At 73.0% G+C, this 19899-nt stretch carries 23 protein-coding genes and 1 riboswitch; of the genes, 5 read left to right on the forward strand and 18 right to left on the reverse strand.

Annotation, left to right across the window (positions count from 1 at the left end):
- Window positions 1–66 precede the first annotated feature (66 nt).
- Window positions 67–441 carry a hypothetical protein gene (locus tag VP06_RS15250; RefSeq protein ID WP_048464630.1) on the forward strand — a complete coding sequence of 125 codons (375 nt, stop codon included), beginning with the start codon at window positions 67–69 and terminating at the stop codon, window positions 439–441.
- Here the strand turns inward: VP06_RS15250 and VP06_RS15255 are convergent.
- From VP06_RS15255 to VP06_RS15265, 3 genes are all read right to left on the reverse strand, one after another.
- On the reverse strand, window positions 434–688 hold the full coding sequence (locus VP06_RS15255; protein WP_048464631.1) for a hypothetical protein: 255 nt from the start codon (window positions 686–688) through the stop codon (window positions 434–436). The genes VP06_RS15250 and VP06_RS15255 overlap by 8 nt on opposite strands.
- Window positions 689–1323: 635 nt before the next feature.
- Entirely contained in the window at window positions 1324–1839 is a 516-nt protein-coding gene (locus VP06_RS39005) for a pentapeptide repeat-containing protein (protein ID WP_082167413.1), read from the reverse strand.
- 414 nt (window positions 1840–2253) lie between these two features.
- The gene (locus VP06_RS15265; protein WP_048464633.1) at window positions 2254–2640 is read right to left on the reverse strand and encodes a phasin; all 387 of its coding nucleotides are present in this window, start codon (window positions 2638–2640) and stop codon (window positions 2254–2256) included.
- Window positions 2641–3184: 544 nt separating this feature from the next.
- Here VP06_RS15265 and VP06_RS15270 point away from each other — a divergent pair.
- Window positions 3185–3592, forward strand: a complete 408-nt coding sequence (locus tag VP06_RS15270; RefSeq protein ID WP_048464634.1) for a hypothetical protein — start codon at window positions 3185–3187, stop codon at window positions 3590–3592.
- Between the two features lie 255 nt (window positions 3593–3847).
- Here VP06_RS15270 and VP06_RS15275 read toward each other — a convergent pair whose 3' ends face one another.
- The 5 genes from VP06_RS15275 to VP06_RS15295 all read right to left on the reverse strand — a co-directional run bounded on the left by VP06_RS15275 (window position 3848) and on the right by VP06_RS15295 (window position 7945).
- Complete coding sequence (locus tag VP06_RS15275; protein ID WP_048464635.1) at window positions 3848–4198, reverse strand: hypothetical protein; 351 nt, start codon at window positions 4196–4198, stop codon at window positions 3848–3850.
- A gap of 214 nt (window positions 4199–4412) precedes the next feature.
- Window positions 4413–5297: an HpcH/HpaI aldolase/citrate lyase family protein gene (locus VP06_RS15280; protein ID WP_048464636.1), complete on the reverse strand. Its 885-nt coding sequence runs from the start codon at window positions 5295–5297 to the stop codon at window positions 4413–4415.
- A gap of 142 nt (window positions 5298–5439) precedes the next feature.
- On the reverse strand, window positions 5440–6201 hold the full coding sequence (gene cobM / locus VP06_RS15285; RefSeq protein ID WP_048464637.1) for a precorrin-4 C(11)-methyltransferase: 762 nt from the start codon (window positions 6199–6201) through the stop codon (window positions 5440–5442).
- Window positions 6198–6707 (reverse strand): cobalamin biosynthesis protein, encoded by a 510-nt coding sequence (locus tag VP06_RS15290; RefSeq protein ID WP_082167410.1) that lies wholly within the window; start codon window positions 6705–6707, stop codon window positions 6198–6200. The genes cobM and VP06_RS15290 overlap by 4 nt, the downstream gene beginning before the upstream one ends.
- Window positions 6686–7945: a bifunctional cobalt-precorrin-7 (C(5))-methyltransferase/cobalt-precorrin-6B (C(15))-methyltransferase gene (locus tag VP06_RS15295; protein WP_048464638.1), complete on the reverse strand. Its 1260-nt coding sequence runs from the start codon at window positions 7943–7945 to the stop codon at window positions 6686–6688. The genes VP06_RS15290 and VP06_RS15295 overlap by 22 nt, the downstream gene beginning before the upstream one ends.
- Here VP06_RS15295 and VP06_RS15300 point away from each other — a divergent pair.
- A complete protein-coding gene (locus VP06_RS15300) occupies window positions 7944–8699 on the forward strand; it encodes a cobalt-precorrin-6A reductase (RefSeq protein ID WP_082167411.1) in 756 nt (251 codons plus the stop codon). The two genes, VP06_RS15295 and VP06_RS15300, sit on opposite strands and share 2 nt — an antisense overlap.
- On the opposite strand, the gene cobJ is transcribed toward VP06_RS15300, so the two are convergent.
- The 10 genes from cobJ to VP06_RS15350 all read right to left on the reverse strand — a co-directional run bounded on the left by cobJ (window position 8672) and on the right by VP06_RS15350 (window position 18300).
- A complete protein-coding gene (gene cobJ, locus VP06_RS15305; protein ID WP_048464640.1) occupies window positions 8672–9427 on the reverse strand; it encodes a precorrin-3B C(17)-methyltransferase in 756 nt (251 codons plus the stop codon). The genes VP06_RS15300 and cobJ overlap by 28 nt on opposite strands.
- Window positions 9424–10215, reverse strand: coding sequence for a precorrin-2 C(20)-methyltransferase (locus VP06_RS15310; protein WP_048464641.1), 792 nt, complete (start codon window positions 10213–10215; stop codon window positions 9424–9426). Before VP06_RS15310 ends, cobJ begins: the two co-directional genes overlap by 4 nt.
- On the reverse strand, window positions 10215–10847 hold the full coding sequence (locus tag VP06_RS15315) for a precorrin-8X methylmutase (RefSeq protein ID WP_048464642.1): 633 nt from the start codon (window positions 10845–10847) through the stop codon (window positions 10215–10217). The genes VP06_RS15310 and VP06_RS15315 overlap by 1 nt, the downstream gene beginning before the upstream one ends.
- Window positions 10844–12202 (reverse strand): hypothetical protein, encoded by a 1359-nt coding sequence (locus VP06_RS15320; protein ID WP_048464643.1) that lies wholly within the window; start codon window positions 12200–12202, stop codon window positions 10844–10846. Before VP06_RS15320 ends, VP06_RS15315 begins: the two co-directional genes overlap by 4 nt.
- A complete protein-coding gene (gene cobN, locus VP06_RS15325) occupies window positions 12199–15465 on the reverse strand; it encodes a cobaltochelatase subunit CobN (protein ID WP_048464644.1) in 3267 nt (1088 codons plus the stop codon). The genes VP06_RS15320 and cobN overlap by 4 nt, the downstream gene beginning before the upstream one ends.
- A 6-nt stretch (window positions 15466–15471) precedes the next feature.
- Window positions 15472–15702 (reverse strand): PDDEXK family nuclease, encoded by a 231-nt coding sequence (locus VP06_RS15330; RefSeq protein WP_048464645.1) that lies wholly within the window; start codon window positions 15700–15702, stop codon window positions 15472–15474.
- Window positions 15703–15857: 155 nt separating this feature from the next.
- Complete coding sequence (cobW, locus tag VP06_RS15335; RefSeq protein WP_048464646.1) at window positions 15858–16892, reverse strand: cobalamin biosynthesis protein CobW; 1035 nt, start codon at window positions 16890–16892, stop codon at window positions 15858–15860.
- Window positions 16889–17281 carry a DUF1636 family protein gene (locus VP06_RS15340; RefSeq protein WP_048464647.1) on the reverse strand — a complete coding sequence of 131 codons (393 nt, stop codon included), beginning with the start codon at window positions 17279–17281 and terminating at the stop codon, window positions 16889–16891. Before VP06_RS15340 ends, cobW begins: the two co-directional genes overlap by 4 nt.
- Complete coding sequence (locus tag VP06_RS15345) at window positions 17278–18024, reverse strand: CbtA family protein (protein WP_048464648.1); 747 nt, start codon at window positions 18022–18024, stop codon at window positions 17278–17280. Before VP06_RS15345 ends, VP06_RS15340 begins: the two co-directional genes overlap by 4 nt.
- A 99-nt stretch (window positions 18025–18123) precedes the next feature.
- Window positions 18124–18300: a CbtB domain-containing protein gene (locus tag VP06_RS15350; protein ID WP_048425720.1), complete on the reverse strand. Its 177-nt coding sequence runs from the start codon at window positions 18298–18300 to the stop codon at window positions 18124–18126.
- 31 nt (window positions 18301–18331) lie between these two features.
- Window positions 18332–18532: riboswitch (cobalamin riboswitch) on the reverse strand.
- Between the two features lie 106 nt (window positions 18533–18638).
- On the opposite strand from VP06_RS15350, the gene cobU reads away from it, so the two are divergent.
- Together cobU and cobO are read left to right on the forward strand one after the other, a co-directional pair.
- Window positions 18639–19151 carry a bifunctional adenosylcobinamide kinase/adenosylcobinamide-phosphate guanylyltransferase gene (cobU, locus tag VP06_RS15355; RefSeq protein WP_048464664.1) on the forward strand — a complete coding sequence of 171 codons (513 nt, stop codon included), beginning with the start codon at window positions 18639–18641 and terminating at the stop codon, window positions 19149–19151.
- Entirely contained in the window at window positions 19148–19753 is a 606-nt protein-coding gene (gene cobO / locus VP06_RS15360; protein WP_048464649.1) for a cob(I)yrinic acid a,c-diamide adenosyltransferase, read from the forward strand. The genes cobU and cobO overlap by 4 nt, the downstream gene beginning before the upstream one ends.
- The last annotated feature ends 146 nt before the right edge of the window (window positions 19754–19899 follow it).

A 19899-nucleotide genomic window follows, 5' to 3' on the forward strand; every position in this document is an offset into this window, starting at 1 on the left:
AACGCCGGCAGGCGATTGTGGGTCTCGCAAGCCGGCTGCATCGTGCGGCGGCGGGGAGAGACGGCAATGCGTGCGGGTCTGACGGCCGGGCTGGTGGCACTCGGCATCCTGGCCGCCGCGGCACCGGCGGAGGCGCGGGGCGGGCGCGGCGGTTTCCTCGCCGCCATGGTCGCGAGCCGGGCCGTTGCCGCGGCGGGTCGCACGGGTACGGTTCACACCGACAAGGCCCATACGGGCAAGGCGGAAGACCTGCGGCTGCGTGTTGCGGCGGCCGATGCCGGTGGGCCGGAGCCGATGGTCACCGGCACCACCGGCCGCGCCGCGCCGGCGACGGCGGGTCAGGCCGTCCCGGGTCCGGGGGAGGTCGCGCCGGTGAAGGCGCGGCCCCGGTGCTCGGGACGGCTGTTCGGCTCGGGTGCGGGCTTCTGCGAGATCAATTGATCGGCGCCGAGAGGCGCTCGACGTTGTTGCGGACGTGCTCCCGGTAACGGTCGATCACCGCTTCCGGCGTGCCGCCGCCGAGGAGGGTGCTGGTCGCCTCGAGGGCGGCGCCGATCTTCTCGTTGACCATCCGCTGCGCCTCGACCTGACCGGCAAGCCCGCCCCAGGCGAGCTTGACCATGCGCAGTTCGATGACCTTCTGGGATTCCATGGCGAGCATCGCGGTCGCGTACCAAGCGTCCAACATCCCGGTCTCCTTTGCGTTTTGCAAAATCGTTCAGCATCACTCCGCCGGCCATGTCGGCCGGTGCCGAAGACGTCGCCGGTTCGGCGACACGAATGATGCAAAACAACGAAATTATCCCAACGGCCGCTAGAACACGACCTTTGGTTCTGTCCTCGGATTTTCGCCAGAACTTGGGCTCGGCATCGAAAATTCGAGAGAGATCATTGGCCCGGTCGATCTCGATGGCGCTCGACGTCGAATCGATGCGTCCGCATCGCGGGCCATTGATGTCGGCGGAGTTGCGCCACGCCTCTCCACCGGAGGTGGGCCGGCACCCGTGAGCGCCGGCCCGGACCCGTCAGGCGGCGCGGGACGGCGCGAAGGTCGGCAGGCGCCCCATCCGGCGGGCGAGGTCCGTCCAGCACGCGAGCGCCGCATCGACGGCCCGGCTGACCTCGGCGGCCTGAAGCTGCGCGAGGGCGCTTGGCGAACGGACCGCGAGGGCGGCCTTCCAGAACGCGAGGGCGGCCTGGCTCTCGCCTTGAAGGAACGCCACGAGCCGTCCGTTGATCTCGATGAAGCCCTGCATGGCGGCGAGAGGCATCTCCTGCGAGCCCGTGGGGTCGGGCTGCTCCGGCTCGGTCTGCGCGGGAGTCTCATCCGCGGCCGGCTCGGCGGTGGCAGGAATCGCGTGATCCTGGAAGTCCGACGTGTCGATCGGGGCCTGATTGCTCCCGAAAGCAGCGGCTTCGACCATGGACGCCTCTGCGACCGGCTCGAAGGCAACCGGCTCGTGACCCACGGGCGCCTCCACCGGAGAAGCGTCTGACCACGACGGCTCGCTCACGAAGGTCTGTCCCTCGAAGTTTTGCCCTCCGAAGGTCTGCCCTTCGTAGTTCTGTCCCTCGAAGTTCTGCCCTCCGAAGTTCTGTCCTTCGTAGTTCTGCCCCTCGAAGTTCTGCCCGAAGTTCTGCGACGCGGGCCCTTCGGTCCCGCCGAAGGCTGTCGGTGCAGCGCCGGCATACTCGGTGCCGGTCTGACCCAGCTCGCTCGGAGCCTCTGCCATGGAGGTCTGTGGCATATCGCTCTCTTGCATGGGTGAGTCGGTCATGGGCGAGTCGGTGGCCATCGTCTCGTCTGACATGATCTCGCTCGACGTGGTGTCGCTCGATTTTGAAGGATCGTCCGCCCGCGCCGCCGTCCGGACGGCGGGGCGTCGGGGCGGCTTGCGGGGCTTGTCGCTGCGGCGCGTCGTGGTCATGGCTCGGCCTCCTCGGAGTAGCGGGTCCCGCGTCCCTGGCGCGTCACCCGGCAGGCGGCCGCCCTCACCCGATGCGGGGGCGGACGCGCGGAGCCGGAGCGCCGGCAGGCTCGTCCGGGGCACCGGCAGGTCGGCGCGGACGAGTCCGCGCGGCCATCGGCAGCGCGCAAGCGACACGCCGCCGGGCTCATCTCCCGGCCGGACGCCATCGGCGGGAAGCCGGGCCGTGCCGGCTACCGGCCGGCGCGCCCGTCCTCACTGGCGCCATGCGAGACCGATCGTCACCCCGACGGGCTCAGGTCCCGGCCGGTCTCGGGCCGCGATGTCAGGCTTTGGCCTGGGCCTTGTTCAGGTCGGCCTTGATCGTCTCGGACAGGGCAGCGAATTCCTTCGCCTGGCTCTGGAGCGTGCTCATCTGGTTGCGCATGTACTCGCTCTGAAGCGCCAGCGCCTCCTTGACGTCGCGGGTCCGCACCAGCTTCTCGGCGAGGTCGAAGGTCGCGGAGGCGTGCTGCTCGGTGTAATCGAAGCCGCGGGCCACGGCCGTGCCCATGCCGGTCTGCGAGGTCTGGGTCGAGGACTGCACGGTCTCGGCGAGTTTGCGGGCGGTGCCCAGGAAGGTGCCGAACGCCGAGCGGGCGTTCTGCACGCCCTTCTCGGCAAAGTCGCGCATCTCGGTCGGGATCTCGAAGGACTTCTGGGTGGTGGTCATGGCGTGCCCTCTGGCTCGTCGCAGCGCGCCGCCCGTGACGAATTGTGCGACGCAGCAAATACGATGCTGCAACGCAACGCGCGAGTCAACGGGTCGTGCGCGAGGTGACTTTGCAGGCCGCCCGGGCGGCCCTATCCGCGTCTGGTGGAGCGGCGCGATCGCATCGCCGATCCTCGGGACGTCCGGCTCGATAGGGGTCACTGCCTCTGCCCAGGCCTCCCCGACCGGGAGTGTCGGCGATCGTCACCAGCGCCCGGATTCCCGCGCCGGAAGCGGACGCACAGCATCCGTCTCGACGAGACCCCTCTCGATATCGGCGGTATCGATCCAACAATCGAGGTCTCACAATCTCACGTCAAGACTTCGGAAAGGGCAACTCGTCCTCTTTGGCGCAGCATGTCACGAGACGTTAAGGTTTTCGGCGGCGAATCGCGGCAAGGCGGCGTTAACGAAAAATCGTCATACTGACAGGCAATCGTGTTCCCGGGTTTGGGACATCCTCGGCCGCTGCGGTGGCCCTACGAGTATCTGACGAGGACTGCCGATGCGTGCCCTGTGGTTCCGCCCCCACCCCGCCGCCGTCGCGGCTGGCATCCTCGGCCTCGGCACTGTGTCGGGCTGGGGCGCTTATGCCGTCTCGTCGTCGGGCAAAGCGGCGCTTCAGACCCAATTGGCGGAGGTCGAGGGCCAGCGCGACACGCTCGCCGCGCGCTTCAAGCAGTTCCAGGACGTCGAGGCCGAGCTGCGCGACCGCCAGGCCAAGATCGCCGCGACGCGGGACGAGATCGCCCAGCTCGGCGCGACCCGCGACAAGGCCAAGGCGCAGCTCGCCGCGACCCAGCGCGACCTCGCCTCCCTGAACCGGCGTCTCGATCAGGCGCGGGACAAGGTGACCCAGACCGGCAGCATCGCGCCGGCTACCGCCGAGCCCGCCAAGAAAACGGCGCGCTGAGCAACAAGACAGACCTGTCGAACCAAGCTCGTCTTCAGCAGAGCGAGAGATACCAGATCATCACCCCGTCACCGGTTGATCCGGCGAACGGGTGGCTCTGGCCGACAATGACCGTTTGATCGTCCATTCTGTTCGAACAGACCACCAAAGCCTCTGAGCAGACTTGTGTTGGCAGGCCAACGCTTCGACCGCTTAGGCTCTTGTATGATCGCAGATTCTTGCCGCCGAATCGGTGACCGCTTCGGCGAAATCTGCTTAGGCCGGAACCAGTTCCATCTCCTGCTCGCGCGGATGCTGGAGCGCCGTTTCGGCCTCGCGGCGCGACAGGCGCTCCACCAGGGCGGCCCAGCGCATCCCGACCTCGTGGCCGAGGGTGAGGCGGCCCGCCTCGTCGTAACGGCGCCAGCCGCAGCGCGGCGCGCCGTCCGACCCGACCTCGTCATAGGTCTCGTAGCGCGCCACCAGACGGTCGAGCCGGTCATATTCCTGGTGGAACCAGCAGATCCCGAACACGCGGCCGCCGCGGCCGAGCATGCCGGCACTTTCCAGCCGGTGCTCGCCCGGGATGCGGAAGATGGTCTCGAAGGCGGGGGGCGCGCAACGCATGGGACATCTCCAACGGGGTGTCGAAGGAGCGGCGCCGACCAACGACGTGACGCCAAGTCTGCACCCGACCAAGGGCCGGGCCGCAGGATGACGCGGATCCGCGGGCAGTCCCGGTGACCACGCGTTCATATTTCCTTAGCAATTTGTGCGCTGCAACCACCCGGGCGTCAAGCCCGGATGATTCGTCCGGGCCCGCTCTGCGCGACGGACCGGTTCACTGCCCCTTGGCGGCGATCGCCTCGGCCCAGGCGACGGAGCGGCGGGCCATCGGAATGTGCTGGCGCTCGAACATGCGGCCGTTGATCTGGATCGCGCCGCGCTTGGCGTTCTCGGGCCGCTCATAGACCTCGATCACCGTGCGGGCCACCGCGACCTCGTCCTCGGTCGGTGCGAAGGCGGTGTTTGCCAGCGCCACCTGGCTCGGATGGATCAGCGTCTTGCCGTCGAAGCCGAGGATGCGGGCCTGCTCGCATTCCTGGCGGCAGCCGTCGAGGTCGGAGAAGTTGTTGTAGACGCCGTCGAGGATGGTCAGTCCCTCCGAGCGGGCCCCGGCGAGGGCCGTCATCAGCCAGGGCATCATCGGGGCCCGGCCGGGCACGATCTGCGTCCAGGTGTCCTTGGCGAGATCGTTGGTGCCGAGCACGAAGCAGGCGAGCCGGGTACCCGGGTTGCGCTTGGCCGCGGCGATCGCCTGGATGTTGAGGATGGCCGCCGGGGTCTCGATCATCGCCCAGATCTTGATGCCGGGCGGCGCGTCAAGGGCTTCGAGCCGGTCGGCGATGTTCTCCAGCACCGCCGGGGAGGAGACCTTGGGCATCAGGATCGCGTCGGGCTCGGCCTCGATCGCGGCGCGCAGATCGGCCTCGCCCCATGGAGTCTGGGGCGCATTGACGCGAATAATCAGCTCGCGGTCGCCGTAGCCGCCCTGGCGGACCGCGGCGCAGACCTGTTCCCGCGCCACCTCCTTGGCATCGGGGGCGACCGCATCCTCGAGATCGAGGATCAGAGCGTCGGCCGCGAGGCTGCGCGCCTTCTCGAGGGCGCGCAGGTTGGAACCCGGCATGTAGAGCACGCTGCGGCGGAGGCGGAGGTCGATCATCGCGAAACGGTTCCCTTACGGTCCGCTCCTGCTTACGGCAGCCCACGATTGCGTTGCAACACGAGGTACGGACCGCCTCGGCGCGGCGGCTGCCAAGGCCCGCCCCGAGCACGGGCCCGCATCTCCCGCCGCGCCCGGACGATCATGACCCGGAGCCCGGCCGGAACCGCCGGTCGTAATCCGCCGCGTAGAGCGCGCTCTCGCGGAACTCCGTCGCCGCGAGCGCCGGGCCGACCAGGATCAGCGCCGTGCGCTCCAGCCCGGCCGCGCCGACCTGCGCGGCGAGGTCGGACAGGGTCCCGCGCAGCACCCGCTCGTCCGGCCAGGTGGCGCGGAAGACCACGGCGGCCGGGCAGTCCGGGCCGTAATGCGGGACCAGCTCGGCCACCACCGCGTCGATGACGTGGATCGACAGGTGGATGGCCAGCGTCGCCCGGGTCGCCGCGAAGGCGGCGAGGCGCTCCGTGTCGGGCATGGACGAGGCCCGGCCGCTGGTGCGGGTGAGCACCACCGATTGCGCCACCTCCGGCACCGTCAATTCGCGCCCGAGCACCGACGCGGCCGCCGCGAAGGAGGGGACGCCGGGGGTGAGGTCGTAGGGAATGCCGAGGCGGTCGAGGCGGCGGGTCTGCTCGGCCACCGCGCTCCAGATCGAGAGGTCGCCGGAATGCAGCCGCGCCACCTCCTGGCCGGCCGCATCGGCTGCCGCCATCTCGGCGATGATCGCGTCGAGGGAGAGCGGCGCGGTGTCGACGATCCTGGCCCCGGGCGGGCACCAGGACAGGATTTCCGGCGCCACCAGCGACCCGGCATGGAGGCAGACCGGGCAGCGGGCGATCAGGTCGCGGCCGCGCACCGTGATGAGGTCGGCCGCACCCGGACCGGCGCCGATGAAGTGGATCATGACGACAGGGCGTCTCCGCTGGCGGCGAGCGCGCAGGTGGCGCCCGCAGAGGCGATGCGGGGCAGGACGAGGCGGCCCTCCGGCCCGGCCGCCGCGAGCGCCGCCGCCTCGGCCAGCGATCCGACGCCGCGCAGGGCCTCGATGCGGACCGAGCGGGTGACGACGCGCCGCCCGGCCTCGCGCAGGGCGTCGACCCCGACGGCGACCAGCGGCACCCCGAGGGTGTGAGCGGCGTCGCGGATCGCCGGATCGCGCGCGCGGTCGGCGGCGGTGGCGAGCGCCGCGAGGTGCGCAGAGGCCAGGTCCGTCTGGCGCAGGCCCTCCGCCACCAATCCGAGGATCTCCGCGGCGGAGGTGGCATGGCGAAAGCCGATGCCGGCGACGAGGGCGCGGGGCGCCGCGGTGGCGGGCGCGCCGGCGGAGCCGGGCAGGACAGACGGCGGCGGGGGCGCGCCCGGGACCCGCGCCTGGATGATCGCGACCGTCACGGCTTCGTCAGCGCCCATTGCGTCACCGGCATCGCCGGGCGCCAGCCGGTGAGGTGGCCGACCGGCTCGGCCCGGGCGACCGAGAGGCGCCGCAAGCTGCCGCCCTGCTCGGAGTGGAGCCGCAGCAGCAGAGCCTCGCTCTCCAGGGTCACCGCGTTGGCGACGAGGCGCCCGCCGTGCGGCAGGGCTTCCAGCACCGTGGCGACGACGGTCGGATCGGAGACGCCGCCGCCCAGGAAGGCGGCATCCGGCGCCGGCAGGCCGGCAAGGCTCGCGGGCGCCCGGCCGACGACGACCCGCAGGTCGGGCACGCCGAGAGCCTGCGCATTGCGGCGGATGCGGGCGGCGCGCTCCTCCCGGGCCTCGAACGCCACCGCGCGGTTGGCCGGATGGCGCAGGCACCACTCGATACTGACCGAGCCGGAGCCGGCACCGACATCCCACAGGAGCTGGCCGAGGCGGGGACGCAGGGCCGCCAGGGTGACGGCGCGGATCTCGGCCTTGGTGAGCTGGCCGTCATTCTCGAACCAGGCATCGTCGAGGCCAGGCGCGAGCGGGATCACCCGGGCGTCGGGCTCGGCCACGACCTCGACCGCCACCGTGTTGAGCGGGTCGATCCCGCTCTCCGAGAAATTCTCTGCCAGGGCGCTGCGGCGTCGCTCGCGGGGACCGCCCATCGCCTCCAGCACGGTGAGGCGCGAGCGCGGGAAGCCGCGTCTGGTGAGCAGCGCCGCGAGCGTGTCAGGCGTCGATCCGTCCCAGGACAGGATCAGGAGCCGGGCCCCGGGCTGGAGATGCGGGACGACCCGCTCCAGGGCCCGTCCGTGCAGGGTCAGGCACCCGACCTCGGCGAGCGGCCAGCCGAGCCGGGCCGCCGCGAGGCTGAAGGCCGAGGCGTGCGGAAAGGCGGCGATCTCCTCCGCCGGCACCAGCCGGGCCAGCTCGGCGCCGACGCCGTAATGGAACGGGTCGCCGGTGGCGAGGATGCAGGTCGGCTGGCCGCGCCGGGCGAGGATCGCCGGGTAGGCGTCCGAGAGTGGGCTCGGCCAGGCCAGGGTCTCGGCGGATAGCGGCGCGGCGAGTTCCAGGTGGCGGCGCCCGCCGATCACCAGCCCGGCATCGTCGACGGCCGCGGCCGCGGCGGGCGAGAGCCCGGCTCGTCCGTCCTCACCGATGCCGACGATGAACAGCCAGGGAACCGCAGAGGACACGGCCGCGCTCGACACGGGCAGAGCCTCAGGCGAGAAGGCGGCCATGCGCATCCTCCTCCTGGGCGGCACCACCGAGGCGGCGAGCCTCGTCCGTCTGCTTGCCGAACGGCCCGATTTCGACGTCACCCTGTCGCTCGCCGGGCGCACGGCGGCGCCGCAGGCGCTCCCGGCGCGCACCCGCATCGGCGGCTTCGGCGGCGCGGCAGGGCTCGCCGCCTATCTCCGAGACCACGGGATCGCGGCGCTGATCGACGCCACCCATCCCTTCGCCCGGGTCATCTCCCGCAACGCCGCGCTGGCGAGCCGCGACGCCGGCGTGCCGCTCCTCGCGGTCCGGCGCCCGGCCTGGGCGCGGGAGCCCGGCGACGACTGGCGCGAGGTCGACAGCATGGCGGAGGCCGTGCCGGCCTTGGGCGACAGGCCGCGCCGGGTCTTCCTGACGGTCGGCCGGCTCGAACTCGCCGCCTTCGCGGCGGCGCCGCAGCACCGCTACCTGGTCCGCACGATCGAGCCGGTCGGCGCCGCGCTGCCGGGGCTCGACGTGACGGCGATCGAGGCCCGCGGCCCCTTCGGGGCGGCGGACGAGGATGCGTTGATGCGCCGCCACGGCGTCGAGCTCCTGGTGACCAAGAATTCCGGCGGGGCGGCGACCTACGGCAAGATCGCGGCGGCACGCGCGCTCTCCGTGCCGGTGGTGATCGTGCGGCAGCCCGTGCTGCCGGACGTGCCCCGGGTGGCGCATGCCCGCGACGCCCTGGCCTGGCTGGAGGCTCATCGGGCGACGGACCGCGGGGTGTAGACGAAGGGCGCCTCACCCTCCCGCGGGATCAGCCGGGTGGCGCTCGCCCCGATCATCACCAGGGTCGCCATGTCGGCCTCCGCCTCGCGCGCCTCGGCAAGAGGCAGGATGCGGATCGCCTCGTCGGGCCGGCCGACGGCGCGGGCAAGGATCACCGGCGTCCCGGGGGCACGGTGCTCGGCGGCGAGCGCGAGCGCCGCGCCGAGCTGCCAGGGCCGGGCCCGGGAGATCGGGTTGTAGAGCGCCACGACGAGATCGGCCGCCAGCACGGCCTTGAGCCGGGCGGTGATGACGTCCCAGGGCTTCAGGTTGTCCGACAGGGAGATGGCGCAGAAATCGCCACCCAGCGGGGCGCCCACCCGGGCGGCGGCGGCCAGCATCGCGGTGATGCCGGGCTCGACCGTGATGGGAAGCGACCGCCAGGCCGGGTCGCCCGCCTCCAGCGCCTCGAACAGGGCCGCCGCCATGGCGAAGACGCCGGGATCCCCGCCCGAGACCACCGCGACCCGCCGGCCGGAGGCGGCGAGTTCCAGGGCGTGGCGGGCGCGGTCGACCTCGACCCGGTTGTCACTGGCGTGGCGCACGAGTCCCGGCCGCTCCGGCACCCGGGCGACATAAGGGAGGTAACCGATCAGGTCCTCGGCCGTGTCGAGCGCCTCCGCGGCGGCCGGCGTGAGGTAGCGCGGGTCGCCGGGCCCGAGGCCGATCACCGTGACGGAGCCGCTCACGGCCGGCGGCCCTCGCCCGGCACCAGCACCATCGAGAAATAGGGCGCCTGGTCGTCCGGCTTCTCGGCGAGGAGCGTCACGGTCTCGCCCGCCATCGTGCCGCGCTCGACATAGACCGCCCGGCCGATCAGCCCGGCCTCGGTCAGCGCGGCTCGCACCTTCGGCAGATGGCGGCCGAGCTTCATCACCACGGCGGCATCGGTGGCGCTCAGCCGCGCGACGAGCGTCGCGTGGGGCAGGGTGGCGGGGAGCACGGTCAGGACGTCGTCGCCCCAGGTGATCGGGGTGTTGGCCCGGGTCCAGCAGCCCGACATGCCGGTGACGCCCGGCACCACCTCGACCGGGAACCGGTCCTTCAGGCGGCGCCACAGATGCATGAAGGAGCCGTAGAAGAATGGATCGCCCTCCGACAGGATCGCCACGTCGCGGCCGGCCCCCAGCACCTCGGCGAGGCGCACCGCCGCCTCGTCATAGAAGGCGGCGAGCGCCGTCACGTAGGTCGGATCCTCGGGGTGCAGTTCGGTGGTGTAGGGGTAGGGCAAAGGCCATTCGCGGGCCGCGTCCCGCACCACCGCGTCGGCGATGGTGCGGGCATTGCCGCGCTTGCCGGCCTTGCAGAAATGCACGAGGTGGTGGGCGCGCTCCAGCACCCGCACCGCCCGCACGGTGAGGTAATCCGGGTCGCCCGGCCCCATCCCGACGCCGTAGAGCGTGCCGGTGACCGCCGCCTTCGGGGCGGCCGGGCTCTCGGCCGGCGCCGAGGCGATAAACGCGGACGCGCCGTCCATCACTCGGCCTCGCTGGCGAGCGCGTTGACGGCCGCGGCCGCCATCGCGCTGCCGCCGCGCCGGCCGCGCACCACCAGGAACGGCACCCGCCCATCCGCCGCGAGCGCGTCCTTCGATTCGGCCGCGCCGACGAAGCCGACCGGCACGCCGATCACCGCGGCCGGCGGCGCCACGCCCTCGTCCAGCATCTCGAGCAGGCGGAACAGGGCGGTCGGCGCATTGCCGACGGCTACGACCGATCCGGCGAGGCGGTCGCGCCACAATTCCATCGCGGCGGCGGTGCGGGTGGTGTCGAGGGTCTTTGCCAGCTCTGGCACCCGGGGATCGGACAGGGTGCAGACCACGTCGTTGCCGGCCGGCAGCCGCGCCCGGGTGACGCCGTCGGCGACCATGCGGGCGTCGCACAGGATCGGGGCGCCGCGGCGGAGCGCGCTCTCGGCCGCCTCGGCGAAGTCCGGCGACAGGTCGATGTCGGCGGGCAGGTCGGTCATGCCGCAGGCATGGATCATCCGCACCGCCACCCGCTCGGCGGCGCCGCGGAAGCGCGCGAGATCGGATTCGGCACGGATCATCGCGAAGGAGCGCGCGTAGATGGCGGCGCCGTCGCGGATATAGTCGAGGCGCGGGTTCATGCGGGCTCCCGGAATGCGTCTCTCAGATCGGAGGGGACTCGAACGCTCTCTAGCCGCTCCAGCACGGCGCCGAAAGTCAGGAGAAGGTCCGAGTCTGTGCCGGCGTTGCCGTCCGGCACCACCCCGTAGCGACCATCCGGGTGTCCGACCAGGGTGAGGGCGGCCGGGCCGGGATGGGCGCAGCCCTTCGGGCAGCCGGAGACGTGGGCGGTGGCGCCGCGCCGGGCCAGATGTGCGAAGGCGGCAGCGAGGCGCGGCGCATGGCCTTGCGCCGGCGTCCCGCCGGAGGCGCAGGCCGGCGCGCCCGGGCAGGCGGCGACCGCCCGGCGCGGGTCGGCGGGATCGACGATCAGGCCGGCGAAGGCGGCTTCGTCGCGCAGGATGCCGGCGGTTGCGTCGTCCCGAGCCGTCAGGGCGATGCCCCGGCCCGGCGTGAGGGCGAGGTGGCCCTCGCCATGGGCCTCGCTCCAGCCGGCGAGGTCGTCGAGGAGAGCGGCATCGCAGCGGCCGAAGGGCAGCTCGGCGACGAGGGTGCGGCCGTGCCGGCCGGCCGGGAGGGCGATGCTCGACGCAGGCGCGTCGCCGAGGCTGAGCCCGGCGAGAAGGGCGTCGCGCTGCGAAGCGGGGAGGGCGCGCATGCGGCGGGCGCCGGAGGCGGCGAGGCCGGCGAGGAGGGTGCGCAGGGCGGCGAGCGCCGCGGCGGCGGGGGTCGGCGCGAGCCAGAGCGGGCCAGACGGGGTTGCGACGGCGAGTTGGAGCGCGAGCGGCGCGCTCACCTTCATGTCGAAACGGCTTCCCAGGACAGCGTCGGTTCCAGAAAGACGCGCGGGATCTCCTCTCCCGCGGGCTTCATCGACGCCGGATGAGCGTGAGGTGACCCGCACCCAAACATCCGCCTCGACCGGCCCGAGCCCGCCGCCTTCGTCCTCCACCGCCACAAGCGTCTTCGCCGGCAGCCCGGTTACCTCGCGGCCGATCGCCTCGACCGCGGCGACGACCGTGAGGCAATCCCCCCCCGCGAGCGGCGCGCTCAGCGTCAGCCGCTGCGGCCCGCCATCGTGGCGCAGGTCACCCAGGCCCGCTTCAGCGAAGGTCGCGACGACCCGCCCGTGGCTCTCCGCCGTCACGCCGCGGATCTGGAGGTTGCCCCGCGCCGTCACGTCGAGGAGGCCGTTGCCGCCCTCCCGCGCTGCCTGCGCCGCGGCGCGCGCCTGGGTCGCGGTGAGAAGCCCTGCGACCGGATGGAGGCGCACGAGGAGGCCGTCGCCGGTCGGCATCGGCCGGGCGAGACCCGGGCACCAGCCCCGACGAGGTGCCGGGTTCACGGGCGCCGGGTTCACGGGAGCGTGGGTCATTCGGCGGCCTCGCGGGATGCGAGGGCGGCGAGCGAGTTGCGCCGGCTGCGCCACAGGCCACGGTCGCGCAAGGCCGAGAAACGGTCGCGCAAAGCCTGGGCGACGCCGGGATTGGCCGCTTCGATCGCCTCACACACCGCCGCATCGCCCAGATAGGCGTCGTAGAGCCGGTCGATCTCGGCGGCCGGCACCGCGTCGGTGGCGGCGGCGAGGACGAACACCGCATCGAGCCCCTGCGCCAGTTCCTGCGCGCCGCGCCAGCCGTGGCGGAGCTGCGCGGCGATCCAGCGCGGATGGGCGAGGCGGCCGCGCACCAGCCGGGCGACGTCCTCGCGGGCGGTGCGGGCCCGGGGCGCCTCCGGGCGGCTGGTATCGAGGCTATAGAGCAAGGGCGCCGCGCCGAGGGATTCGGCGGCGGCGGAAAAACCTCCCATCGCCTCGGCGGCGGCGTCACCGTCGAGAAGGTCGCGCTCGGCGACGTCGAAGGCATGGAGATAGGCATCCGCCGCCGCGACCCGGGCGGCGAAATCGGCGTCGTCGGCCCCCGTCACCTCCGCGGTCGCGTCGAGATAAGCCCGGGCGAGGTCGCCGCGGCCGATCCAGTCGCCGTCGAGGGCGAGGGAGGCGGTGCCGGCGCCGTAACGGCCGGGAGCCGCCCCGAACACCCGCGCCGGCGCCTCGCCGCGGCGGCGGGCGGCGGCCAGCGGGTTCTCGGCATCCTCCTCCTCGCGGGAGGCGACCGCCCGAGCGGCGCGGTCGAGCAGCGCCAGCGTCTCCGGGAAGGTGTCGCGAAAGGCGCCGGAGACCCGGACCGTCACGTCGATCCGCGGCCGGTCGAGGAGCGCGAGCGGCAGCACCTCGAAGCCGGTCACCCGGGTCGAGGCGTGGTCCCAGGTCGGGCGCACGCCCATCAGCGCCAGCGCCTGCGCCACGTCCTCGCCCCCGGTGCGCAGGGTCGGCGAGGCCCAGAGATCCATGACGAGACGGGCCGGATACTCGCCCTCGTCCTGGAGGTAGCGGCGCACCACCTCCGCGGCGGCCGTCTCGCCGAGCATGACGGCGGCCCGGGTCGGCAGGGACCGGGGATCGAGGGTGGCGAGATTGCGCCCCGTCGGCAGCACGTCGGCCCGGCCGCGGGCCGGCGAGCCGGCGGGGCCCGGGGCCACGAAGCGGCCATCGAGGGCGGCCAATAGCCCCGCACGCTCCGCCGGGCCGCATGCGGGATGAACCGCCGGGCTCACGCCGAAGACGTGCAGCCCGTCGCGCATCGTCACCTCGGCGAGGTCGCACAGATGCGCGTCGAGGGCGGCGAGCGCCTCCGGCATCGGCGTGGCGCGGTCGATCCCGGCGGCGGCGAGGAGGCCGGCATCCTCGGCCCGCTCCAGGATGCCGCGAGCGATGAGGGCCGCCCGGCGCGGGTCCAGCACCGTGGCGGCGGAATACTCCTCCACCAGCTCGCGCAGGGTCGCGGCCTCCGGGTCGAGGCCGGCGGCGGCGGTTTCCGGCGGCAGGTGCCCGATCGTGACCGCGCCGATCCGGCGCTTGGCCGGCGCCGCCTCACCGGGATCGTCGACGATGAACGGATAGACCACCGGCAGGGCGCCGACGGCGAGGGCCGGCCAGCAGACGGGCGAGAGCGCCACCGCCTTGCCGGGCAGCCATTCGGTGGTGCCGTGGGTCCCGAGATGGATCAGGGCGTCGCATTCCTCGCGAAGCGCCAGGTGGAAGGCGAGGAAGGCGTGGCACGGCACCGCGTCGGGGTCGTGATAGCCGGCCTTGCGATCGCCCTTGTGGCCGCGATCCGGCTGGAGCGCCACGACCACGCGGCCCGCCTGGACGGCCCGGAACCGGAAGGCGCCGTCCGTGACGGCCGGATCGTCGGAGGGCTCGCCCCACTCGGCGAGAAGCGCGGCGCGGGCCGCCTCCGGCAGGCGGGCGCGCCACGCCTCGTAGGCCGCGAGCGGCACGGCGAGGGTCGGGGCCTCCTCGGTGAGCCGGCGCATCAGAGCGTCCGGCGGCGGGATCTCCGACACCGCGTAGCCCTCGGCGGCCAGGAGGGCGAGGATGGCCGTCGTGCTCGCCGGGGTGTCGAGCCCGACGGCGAAGCCGGCCCGGCCGCCCCGGGCCGGGTAATCGGACAGGACCAAAGCGAGGCGGCGCTCCGACCGTGGCGTGGCGGCGAGGCGGGCCCAGGCGGCGGCCCGGTCGGCAGTGGCGGCGATCCCGGCGAAATCCGGCACCGCCCGCCGCTCGCGGAACCCCTCGGCCTCCGGCGCCTCCTCCTTGTGGGAGACCGGGAAGCCGGCGAGCCGGCCGTCGAATTCCGGCAGCGCCACCTGCATGGCGAGGTCGGCGGCGCCGAGGCCCCGCCCCGAGGCGGCCCAGGCCGCCCGGCTCGACCCCACCGTGAACGCCTGGATCACCGGGCAATCGGCGGCGTCGAGGACGAATCCGGCATCGTCGCGGGCCGAGAAGGCAGTCGTGGCGACGATCACGGCCGGACGCTGGCGGGCGACGGCCTCGCGCACCACCGACACGGCTTGCGGATCCTTGAGGCTGGCGACGGCCACGATGGTGGGAGCGAGGCCACGCTCCCACAGGGCCGCCGCGAGGGCGGTGGCCGGCGCGGTGTCGCCACCGAGGATCGCCGAGCGGTAGACCACCACCAGGGCGCGGGGCAGCGGCGAGGCGGTGGCCATCGTGTCGAGGGGGCCGCAGCCCGGGCACCAGGCAAAGCCCCGCGGCAGGGTCCGGGGCGGCTCGGGCCGGACCGGATGGCCCAGCTCGGCGGCGATCCGGGTGAGGAGCCGGCGCAAGTTCTCGGGCCCGCCGGCCCGGACATAACCGTCGAGGGCGTCGCGGAGGTCCGGCGCCACCGTCGAGATGGCGGCGAGGCGGGGATCCGGCCGGTCGCATCCCGGCAGCACGGCCAGGGGTATGCCGTTCGCCCGGCAGGTCTCGGCCAGCCGCTCGAGCCCGTAGCGCCAGTAATCGAGCCCGCCGAGGCAGCGCACCAGCACGAAGCGGGCCCGGGCGATCACGGCATCGGCATAGAGGTCGACCGAGAGCGGGTGGCGCAGTTGCGCCATCTTGGCGAGCCGCAGGCTCGGCCACTCGCCGGTGAGCGACGCATAGGCGTGGCTGAGGCCGGCGAGGTCGGAATCGGTGAAGGACAGGGCCACGATGTCGCCGGGCGTCTGGCCCAGATCGACCGCCGCCTCGCCCTCGTCGAGAGAGACAGTATCGATGCGCAGGAGATGCATCGGCCGTCAGGCCCCCGAGACGAGGCGGGGCCGGGCCGGGAAGGCGACGCCGTCATAGGCGTCCGCCAGCGCCAGGCTCATGCCGAGTTCCGGCAGGTCGATATCGCCATGGACATTGCGGGCACCCGCCATCATCCGGAGCGGCACCCCGCCGACCAGCTCGGAGCGCTCGTCCTGGCGCTCCTGCCAGGCGAAGAACTCCTGCACGCTCCAGCGCCGCGGCGCGGGCTCCGACATGCGATGCCCTCCCGGGCTTGAGGTTTCTGTGTTCAGGACCGAAACGATGCCGATGATATGGCCTCAGCCGCCCAGACTTGAAAGCAGAGCGCGAGCCTCTCCTCTCCCCGCCCGCGGAGAGAGGGAATGCTCGCGAACCGACCGGACTGGAGATCTCAGCCCTTCAACGCCGCCGCCACCGCGTCCTTGTCGAATCCGGTGAGCCCGATCACCACCAGCGTCCCGTCCCGGTGCTCGCCCGGACGCCAGGGACGGTCGTAATGGTGGGCGACGCGGCGGCCGACGCCCTGGACGACGAGGCGCATCGGCTTGTCGGCGACGGCGCAGAAGCCCTTGATCCGCAGCACGCCCGCCACCTCGGCGGCCTTGGCAACCCGGGCGGCGAGGTCCTCGGGCGAGCCCGCCGCCGTCACGGGAAGCGCGACGCTCTCGAAATCGTCGTGATCGTGATCCTCTTCCGTCTCATGGTGCGACGGACGGGAGGCGAGGTCGTCCTCGGCGGCGGCGTTGAGGCCGAGCAGGACGCGGGGATCGAGGGCGCCGTGGGCGGTCTCGACGAGCTTGACCGCCCGCGGCAGGTGCGCCTCGACCTCGGCGCGGACCCGCGCCCGCTCGCCCTCGTCGAGGAGATCCGACTTGTTCATCACCACGAGGTCGGCGCAGAGGAGCTGGTCCTCGAACACCTCTTCCAGCGGGTTCTCGTGATCGACGCTGGCATCGGCGGCGCGCTGGGCGGCGAGCGCCTCGGGATCGTCCGCGAAGGCGCCCGACGCCACCGCCGGTCCGTCCACCACCGCCACCACGCCGTCGACGGTGACCCGCGAGCGGATCGCCGGCCAGTTGAACGCCTGGACCAGGGGCTTCGGCAGGGCGAGGCCGGAGGTCTCGATCAGGATGTGCTCCGGCGGCTCCGGCCGGTCGAGAAGCCTGTTGAGCGCCGGCACGAAATCGTCGGCGACGGTGCAGCAGATGCAGCCATTCGGCAATTCGACCACCGCGTCGGCGTCGCAGCCCGGGATGCCGCATTCGGCGAGCAGCGACCCGTCGAAGCCGACATCGCCGAATTCGTTGACGATGATGGCGAGCCGCCTTCCGTCATTGTGCTCGATCGCATGGCGCACCAGCGTCGTCTTGCCGGCGCCGAGGAAGCCCGTGACGATGGTGCAGGGGATCTTGTTCAGGAGGGTCATGCGGTTACCGGCGCGGGAGGGATGCGGGCGACGACCCCCTTGCGGAACTCCTGCGGACGCTCGCGCCAGGGCACGATGCCGTCCGGGGTCCCGGCATAGAGGCCGATGCCGTCGAGGATGACGTCGGCGGAGATCGCCGGGTCGAGGTCGCCGTAGACGTAGGTCCAGCGGCCGGGGCTCGCGACCGCCACCGTGCAGGGGCGCTTGCAGACCGAGAGGCATTCCACCGGCTCGATCCGGACCGGAAGCCCCGGGCGTGCCGCGAGCGCCTGAGCCAGCGCGTCGTGCAGGCGAGCCCCGGCGCGCGGACCCTCCGCCGGATCGGCGGCATCGCGGCAGGTGGTGCAGACGTAGAGGGTGCAGGGATCGGAGGGGAGGGGCTCGCTCACGCGGCGACCTCGCTCCGGCGGGTCACGCCGTTCGGTCCCGCGACAGCCCCCCAGGCCCAGCCGAAGGCGAGGCCGAGCACCGCCCAGAAGGCGAAGCCGATCGCCAGCGACCGGGCGGCGAACTGTGCCGCATAGACCGGCGGCATCGCCGAGATGTCTTCGGGCCCGTGCGGGGCGCCCCAGACATGCGGCGCGGCGATGAGCACGAGGCCGAGACCGATCGCCACCGGCCCGCGGCGGATCGCCACCAGGTAGAGGCCGGCGGCCGTGGCCGTCGCGGTCGCCACCCACCAGAGCTGGCGCGATTCGAGCGCCGCGGCGGCGATGCCGGGCAGTTCCGGCGGCAGCCCGACCGCCGGGGCGAGGCTCGCGGCGAGGAAGCCGCCGATGCCGAATTTGAGCGCCTCGGAGGGCGTCACCTCGCGCCCGGCCGCGACCAGGACGGCCCCGAGCAGCAGCGCGTAGCCGACGCCGCTCACCAGGGTGGCGAGCGCCGTGAAGGCGAGGCGCGGCAGGCCGGGCGCCGGCTGCCATTGCGGCTCGCCGCCAGGGTCGTGGCCCGCATGAGCCAGCACGATCAGCGGGTTGGCGAAAGCGTGGTGGGTGGGCGCGATCGCCTCGGCCGTCTCGTACTTCTCCGCCGCCAGGATCAGCGGCGAGGTGAGGGCGAATTGCAGCGCGGAGGCCACGCATGCGGCCAGGAAGCCGGCGACCAGGGCCGCGGCGAGCAGACGTTTCGTCATTCTGCGATCACTTGGGGATGTCACCTGCACGACCAACGGGCCGCGGGCCCGCGCCCGGTCAGGGCGCAGGCCGCGCGGCCCGGATGGATTCGGCCCTGGTCAGTGGCAGGGGAAGTTGGCGGAGTGGCGCCAGTCGTGCGCGGCGTTGTGCAGGGCGACAACGGGCGCGAAGCCGGAGACGAACAGCAGCCCGACGCCGAGGGTCGCGGCGAGGAGGACAGCGCTCAGGCGCTCGCCGACGAGGGCGGGGGAGAGGGACCGGGTGATCGCGACCATGACGAACTCCTGCCGCCCCACCGGCGGCGTCGAGAGAGAAAGGGTGACGGCAGGTCTCCTGGCTCGCGGCCTCGTGCCGGTCCACCGCCTTCCCGGATCGCTCCAGTGGCCGATGGCGGACCGTGTTCGACCGCTCACAGTTGCGGGGGCAGCCGCGGCCCGCCGGGATGAGCCCGGTTTCCGCGTTCCCTTTTCACCTCGTTCCCAAGGCACCGTCGCGGCGACCCTAACGGGTCGGGGACGGGCTTGCAATCGGCGCGGGCTGCCGCGACACCTCCAGCGCCGAGATTTCCGCCAAGGAGACCCGAGTGCCGGATTCGACCTGCCGTGTCCCGCGCCTGACCCTGGTGCTGGGGGGCGCCCGCTCGGGCAAGAGCCGCTACGCCGAAGGGCTGATCGAGGCGCAGCCGGGGCCCTGGCTCTACGTCGCGACGGCGCAAGGATGGGACGACGAGATGCGCGAGCGCATCGCGCAGCACCGCGCCCGCCGGCCTCCGCCCTGGGTGACGGCGGATGCGCCGCGGGACCTGCCGGCGGTGATCCGGCGGGCGCCGCCCGGCCGGCCGGTCCTGGTCGATTGCCTGACCCTGTGGCTCACCAACGTGATGCTGGACGAGGCGGCGGATCTCCCGGCGGCGACCGACGCGCTGCTGGAATCCTGCCGGGCGGCGGCCGGGCCGCTGGTGCTGGTCTCGAACGAGGTCGGGTTCGGGATCGTGCCGGAGAACGCGCTCGCCCGCCGGTTCCGCGACGAGGCCGGCCGGCTGCATCAGCGCCTGGCGGCCCTGGCCGACCGGGTCGTGCTGGTGGTGGCGGGCCTGCCGATGATCCTCAAGGGAGACCACGCATGAGCGACGACGAGGCGGCGCGCCACCGCGCCAAGATGGAGAAGCGCAAGGCGGTGCAGGACGCCGAGGTGGCGGGCAAGACCATCGAGAAGGGCCTGCTCATCGTCCATACCGGCCCCGGCAAGGGCAAGTCGACCGCTGCCTTCGGGCTGATGCTGCGGGCCCTCGGCCGCGGCTGGCGGGTCGGGGTGGTGCAGTACATCAAGGGCGCCTGGGAGACCGGCGAGCGTTTCGCCCTCGAGCGGTTCGGCGATCAGGTCGCCTGGCACACGATGGGAGAGGGCTTCACCTGGGAGACCCAGGACCGCGACCGCGACGTGGCGGCGGCGCGTGCCGCCTGGGCGCAGACCGAGGCGCTGATGGCCGATCCGACGATCCGGCTCCTGATCCTCGACGAACTCAACATCGCGCTTCGCTACGACTACCTGCCGCTGGCGGAGGTGGTGGAGGGCTTGAGCCGGCGCCGGCCGGACCTGCACGTCGTGGTGACTGGCCGCAACGCCAAGCCCGAGCTGATCGCCGCCGCCGACCTCGTGACCGAGATGGGCCAGATCAAGCACCACTTCGCCGCCGGGGTGAAGGCGCAGGAGGGCATCGAGTTCTGATCCACGGGTTGCGGTTGACGCCGCCCGCCTGACCGGCGTACACGCCCCGCCATGACCAGCACCCTCCCGACCGGACTGTATTACGCGCCGCTCACCTAGCGGCGGAGTGCTCGTCATCTCTCAACCGCTGCGACGTGTCGGCGGTT

It is taken from the genome of Methylobacterium aquaticum (assembly GCF_001043915.1).
Taxonomy (GTDB): Bacteria; Pseudomonadota; Alphaproteobacteria; order Rhizobiales; family Beijerinckiaceae; genus Methylobacterium; species Methylobacterium aquaticum.

Excerpts from the sequence above, each read along its gene's own strand:
- VP06_RS15250 (WP_048464630.1), top strand. The coding sequence starts at position 67 with ATGCGTGCGGGTCTGACGGCCGGGCTGGTGGCACTCGGCATCCTGGCC.
- VP06_RS15255 (WP_048464631.1), bottom strand. The coding sequence starts at position 688 with ATGTTGGACGCTTGGTACGCGACCGCGATGCTCGCCATGGAATCCCAG.
- VP06_RS15265 (WP_048464633.1), bottom strand. The coding sequence starts at position 2,640 with ATGACCACCACCCAGAAGTCCTTCGAGATCCCGACCGAGATGCGCGAC.
- VP06_RS15270 (WP_048464634.1), top strand. The coding sequence starts at position 3,185 with ATGCGTGCCCTGTGGTTCCGCCCCCACCCCGCCGCCGTCGCGGCTGGC.
- VP06_RS15275 (WP_048464635.1), bottom strand. The coding sequence starts at position 4,198 with ATGCGTTGCGCGCCCCCCGCCTTCGAGACCATCTTCCGCATCCCGGGC.
- VP06_RS15280 (WP_048464636.1), bottom strand. The coding sequence starts at position 5,297 with ATGATCGACCTCCGCCTCCGCCGCAGCGTGCTCTACATGCCGGGTTCC.
- cobM (WP_048464637.1), bottom strand. The coding sequence starts at position 6,201 with ATGATCCACTTCATCGGCGCCGGTCCGGGTGCGGCCGACCTCATCACG.
- VP06_RS15290 (WP_082167410.1), bottom strand. The coding sequence starts at position 6,707 with ATGGGCGCTGACGAAGCCGTGACGGTCGCGATCATCCAGGCGCGGGTC.
- VP06_RS15300 (WP_082167411.1), top strand. The coding sequence starts at position 7,944 with ATGCGCATCCTCCTCCTGGGCGGCACCACCGAGGCGGCGAGCCTCGTC.
- VP06_RS15295 (WP_048464638.1), bottom strand. The coding sequence starts at position 7,945 with ATGGCCGCCTTCTCGCCTGAGGCTCTGCCCGTGTCGAGCGCGGCCGTG.
- VP06_RS15310 (WP_048464641.1), bottom strand. The coding sequence starts at position 10,215 with ATGGACGGCGCGTCCGCGTTTATCGCCTCGGCGCCGGCCGAGAGCCCG.
- VP06_RS15315 (WP_048464642.1), bottom strand. The coding sequence starts at position 10,847 with ATGAACCCGCGCCTCGACTATATCCGCGACGGCGCCGCCATCTACGCG.
- VP06_RS15320 (WP_048464643.1), bottom strand. The coding sequence starts at position 12,202 with ATGACCCACGCTCCCGTGAACCCGGCGCCCGTGAACCCGGCACCTCGT.
- cobN (WP_048464644.1), bottom strand. The coding sequence starts at position 15,465 with ATGCATCTCCTGCGCATCGATACTGTCTCTCTCGACGAGGGCGAGGCG.
- VP06_RS15330 (WP_048464645.1), bottom strand. The coding sequence starts at position 15,702 with ATGTCGGAGCCCGCGCCGCGGCGCTGGAGCGTGCAGGAGTTCTTCGCC.
- cobW (WP_048464646.1), bottom strand. The coding sequence starts at position 16,892 with ATGACCCTCCTGAACAAGATCCCCTGCACCATCGTCACGGGCTTCCTC.
- VP06_RS15345 (WP_048464648.1), bottom strand. The coding sequence starts at position 18,024 with ATGACGAAACGTCTGCTCGCCGCGGCCCTGGTCGCCGGCTTCCTGGCC.
- VP06_RS15350 (WP_048425720.1), bottom strand. The coding sequence starts at position 18,300 with ATGGTCGCGATCACCCGGTCCCTCTCCCCCGCCCTCGTCGGCGAGCGC.
- cobO (WP_048464649.1), top strand. The coding sequence starts at position 19,148 with ATGAGCGACGACGAGGCGGCGCGCCACCGCGCCAAGATGGAGAAGCGC.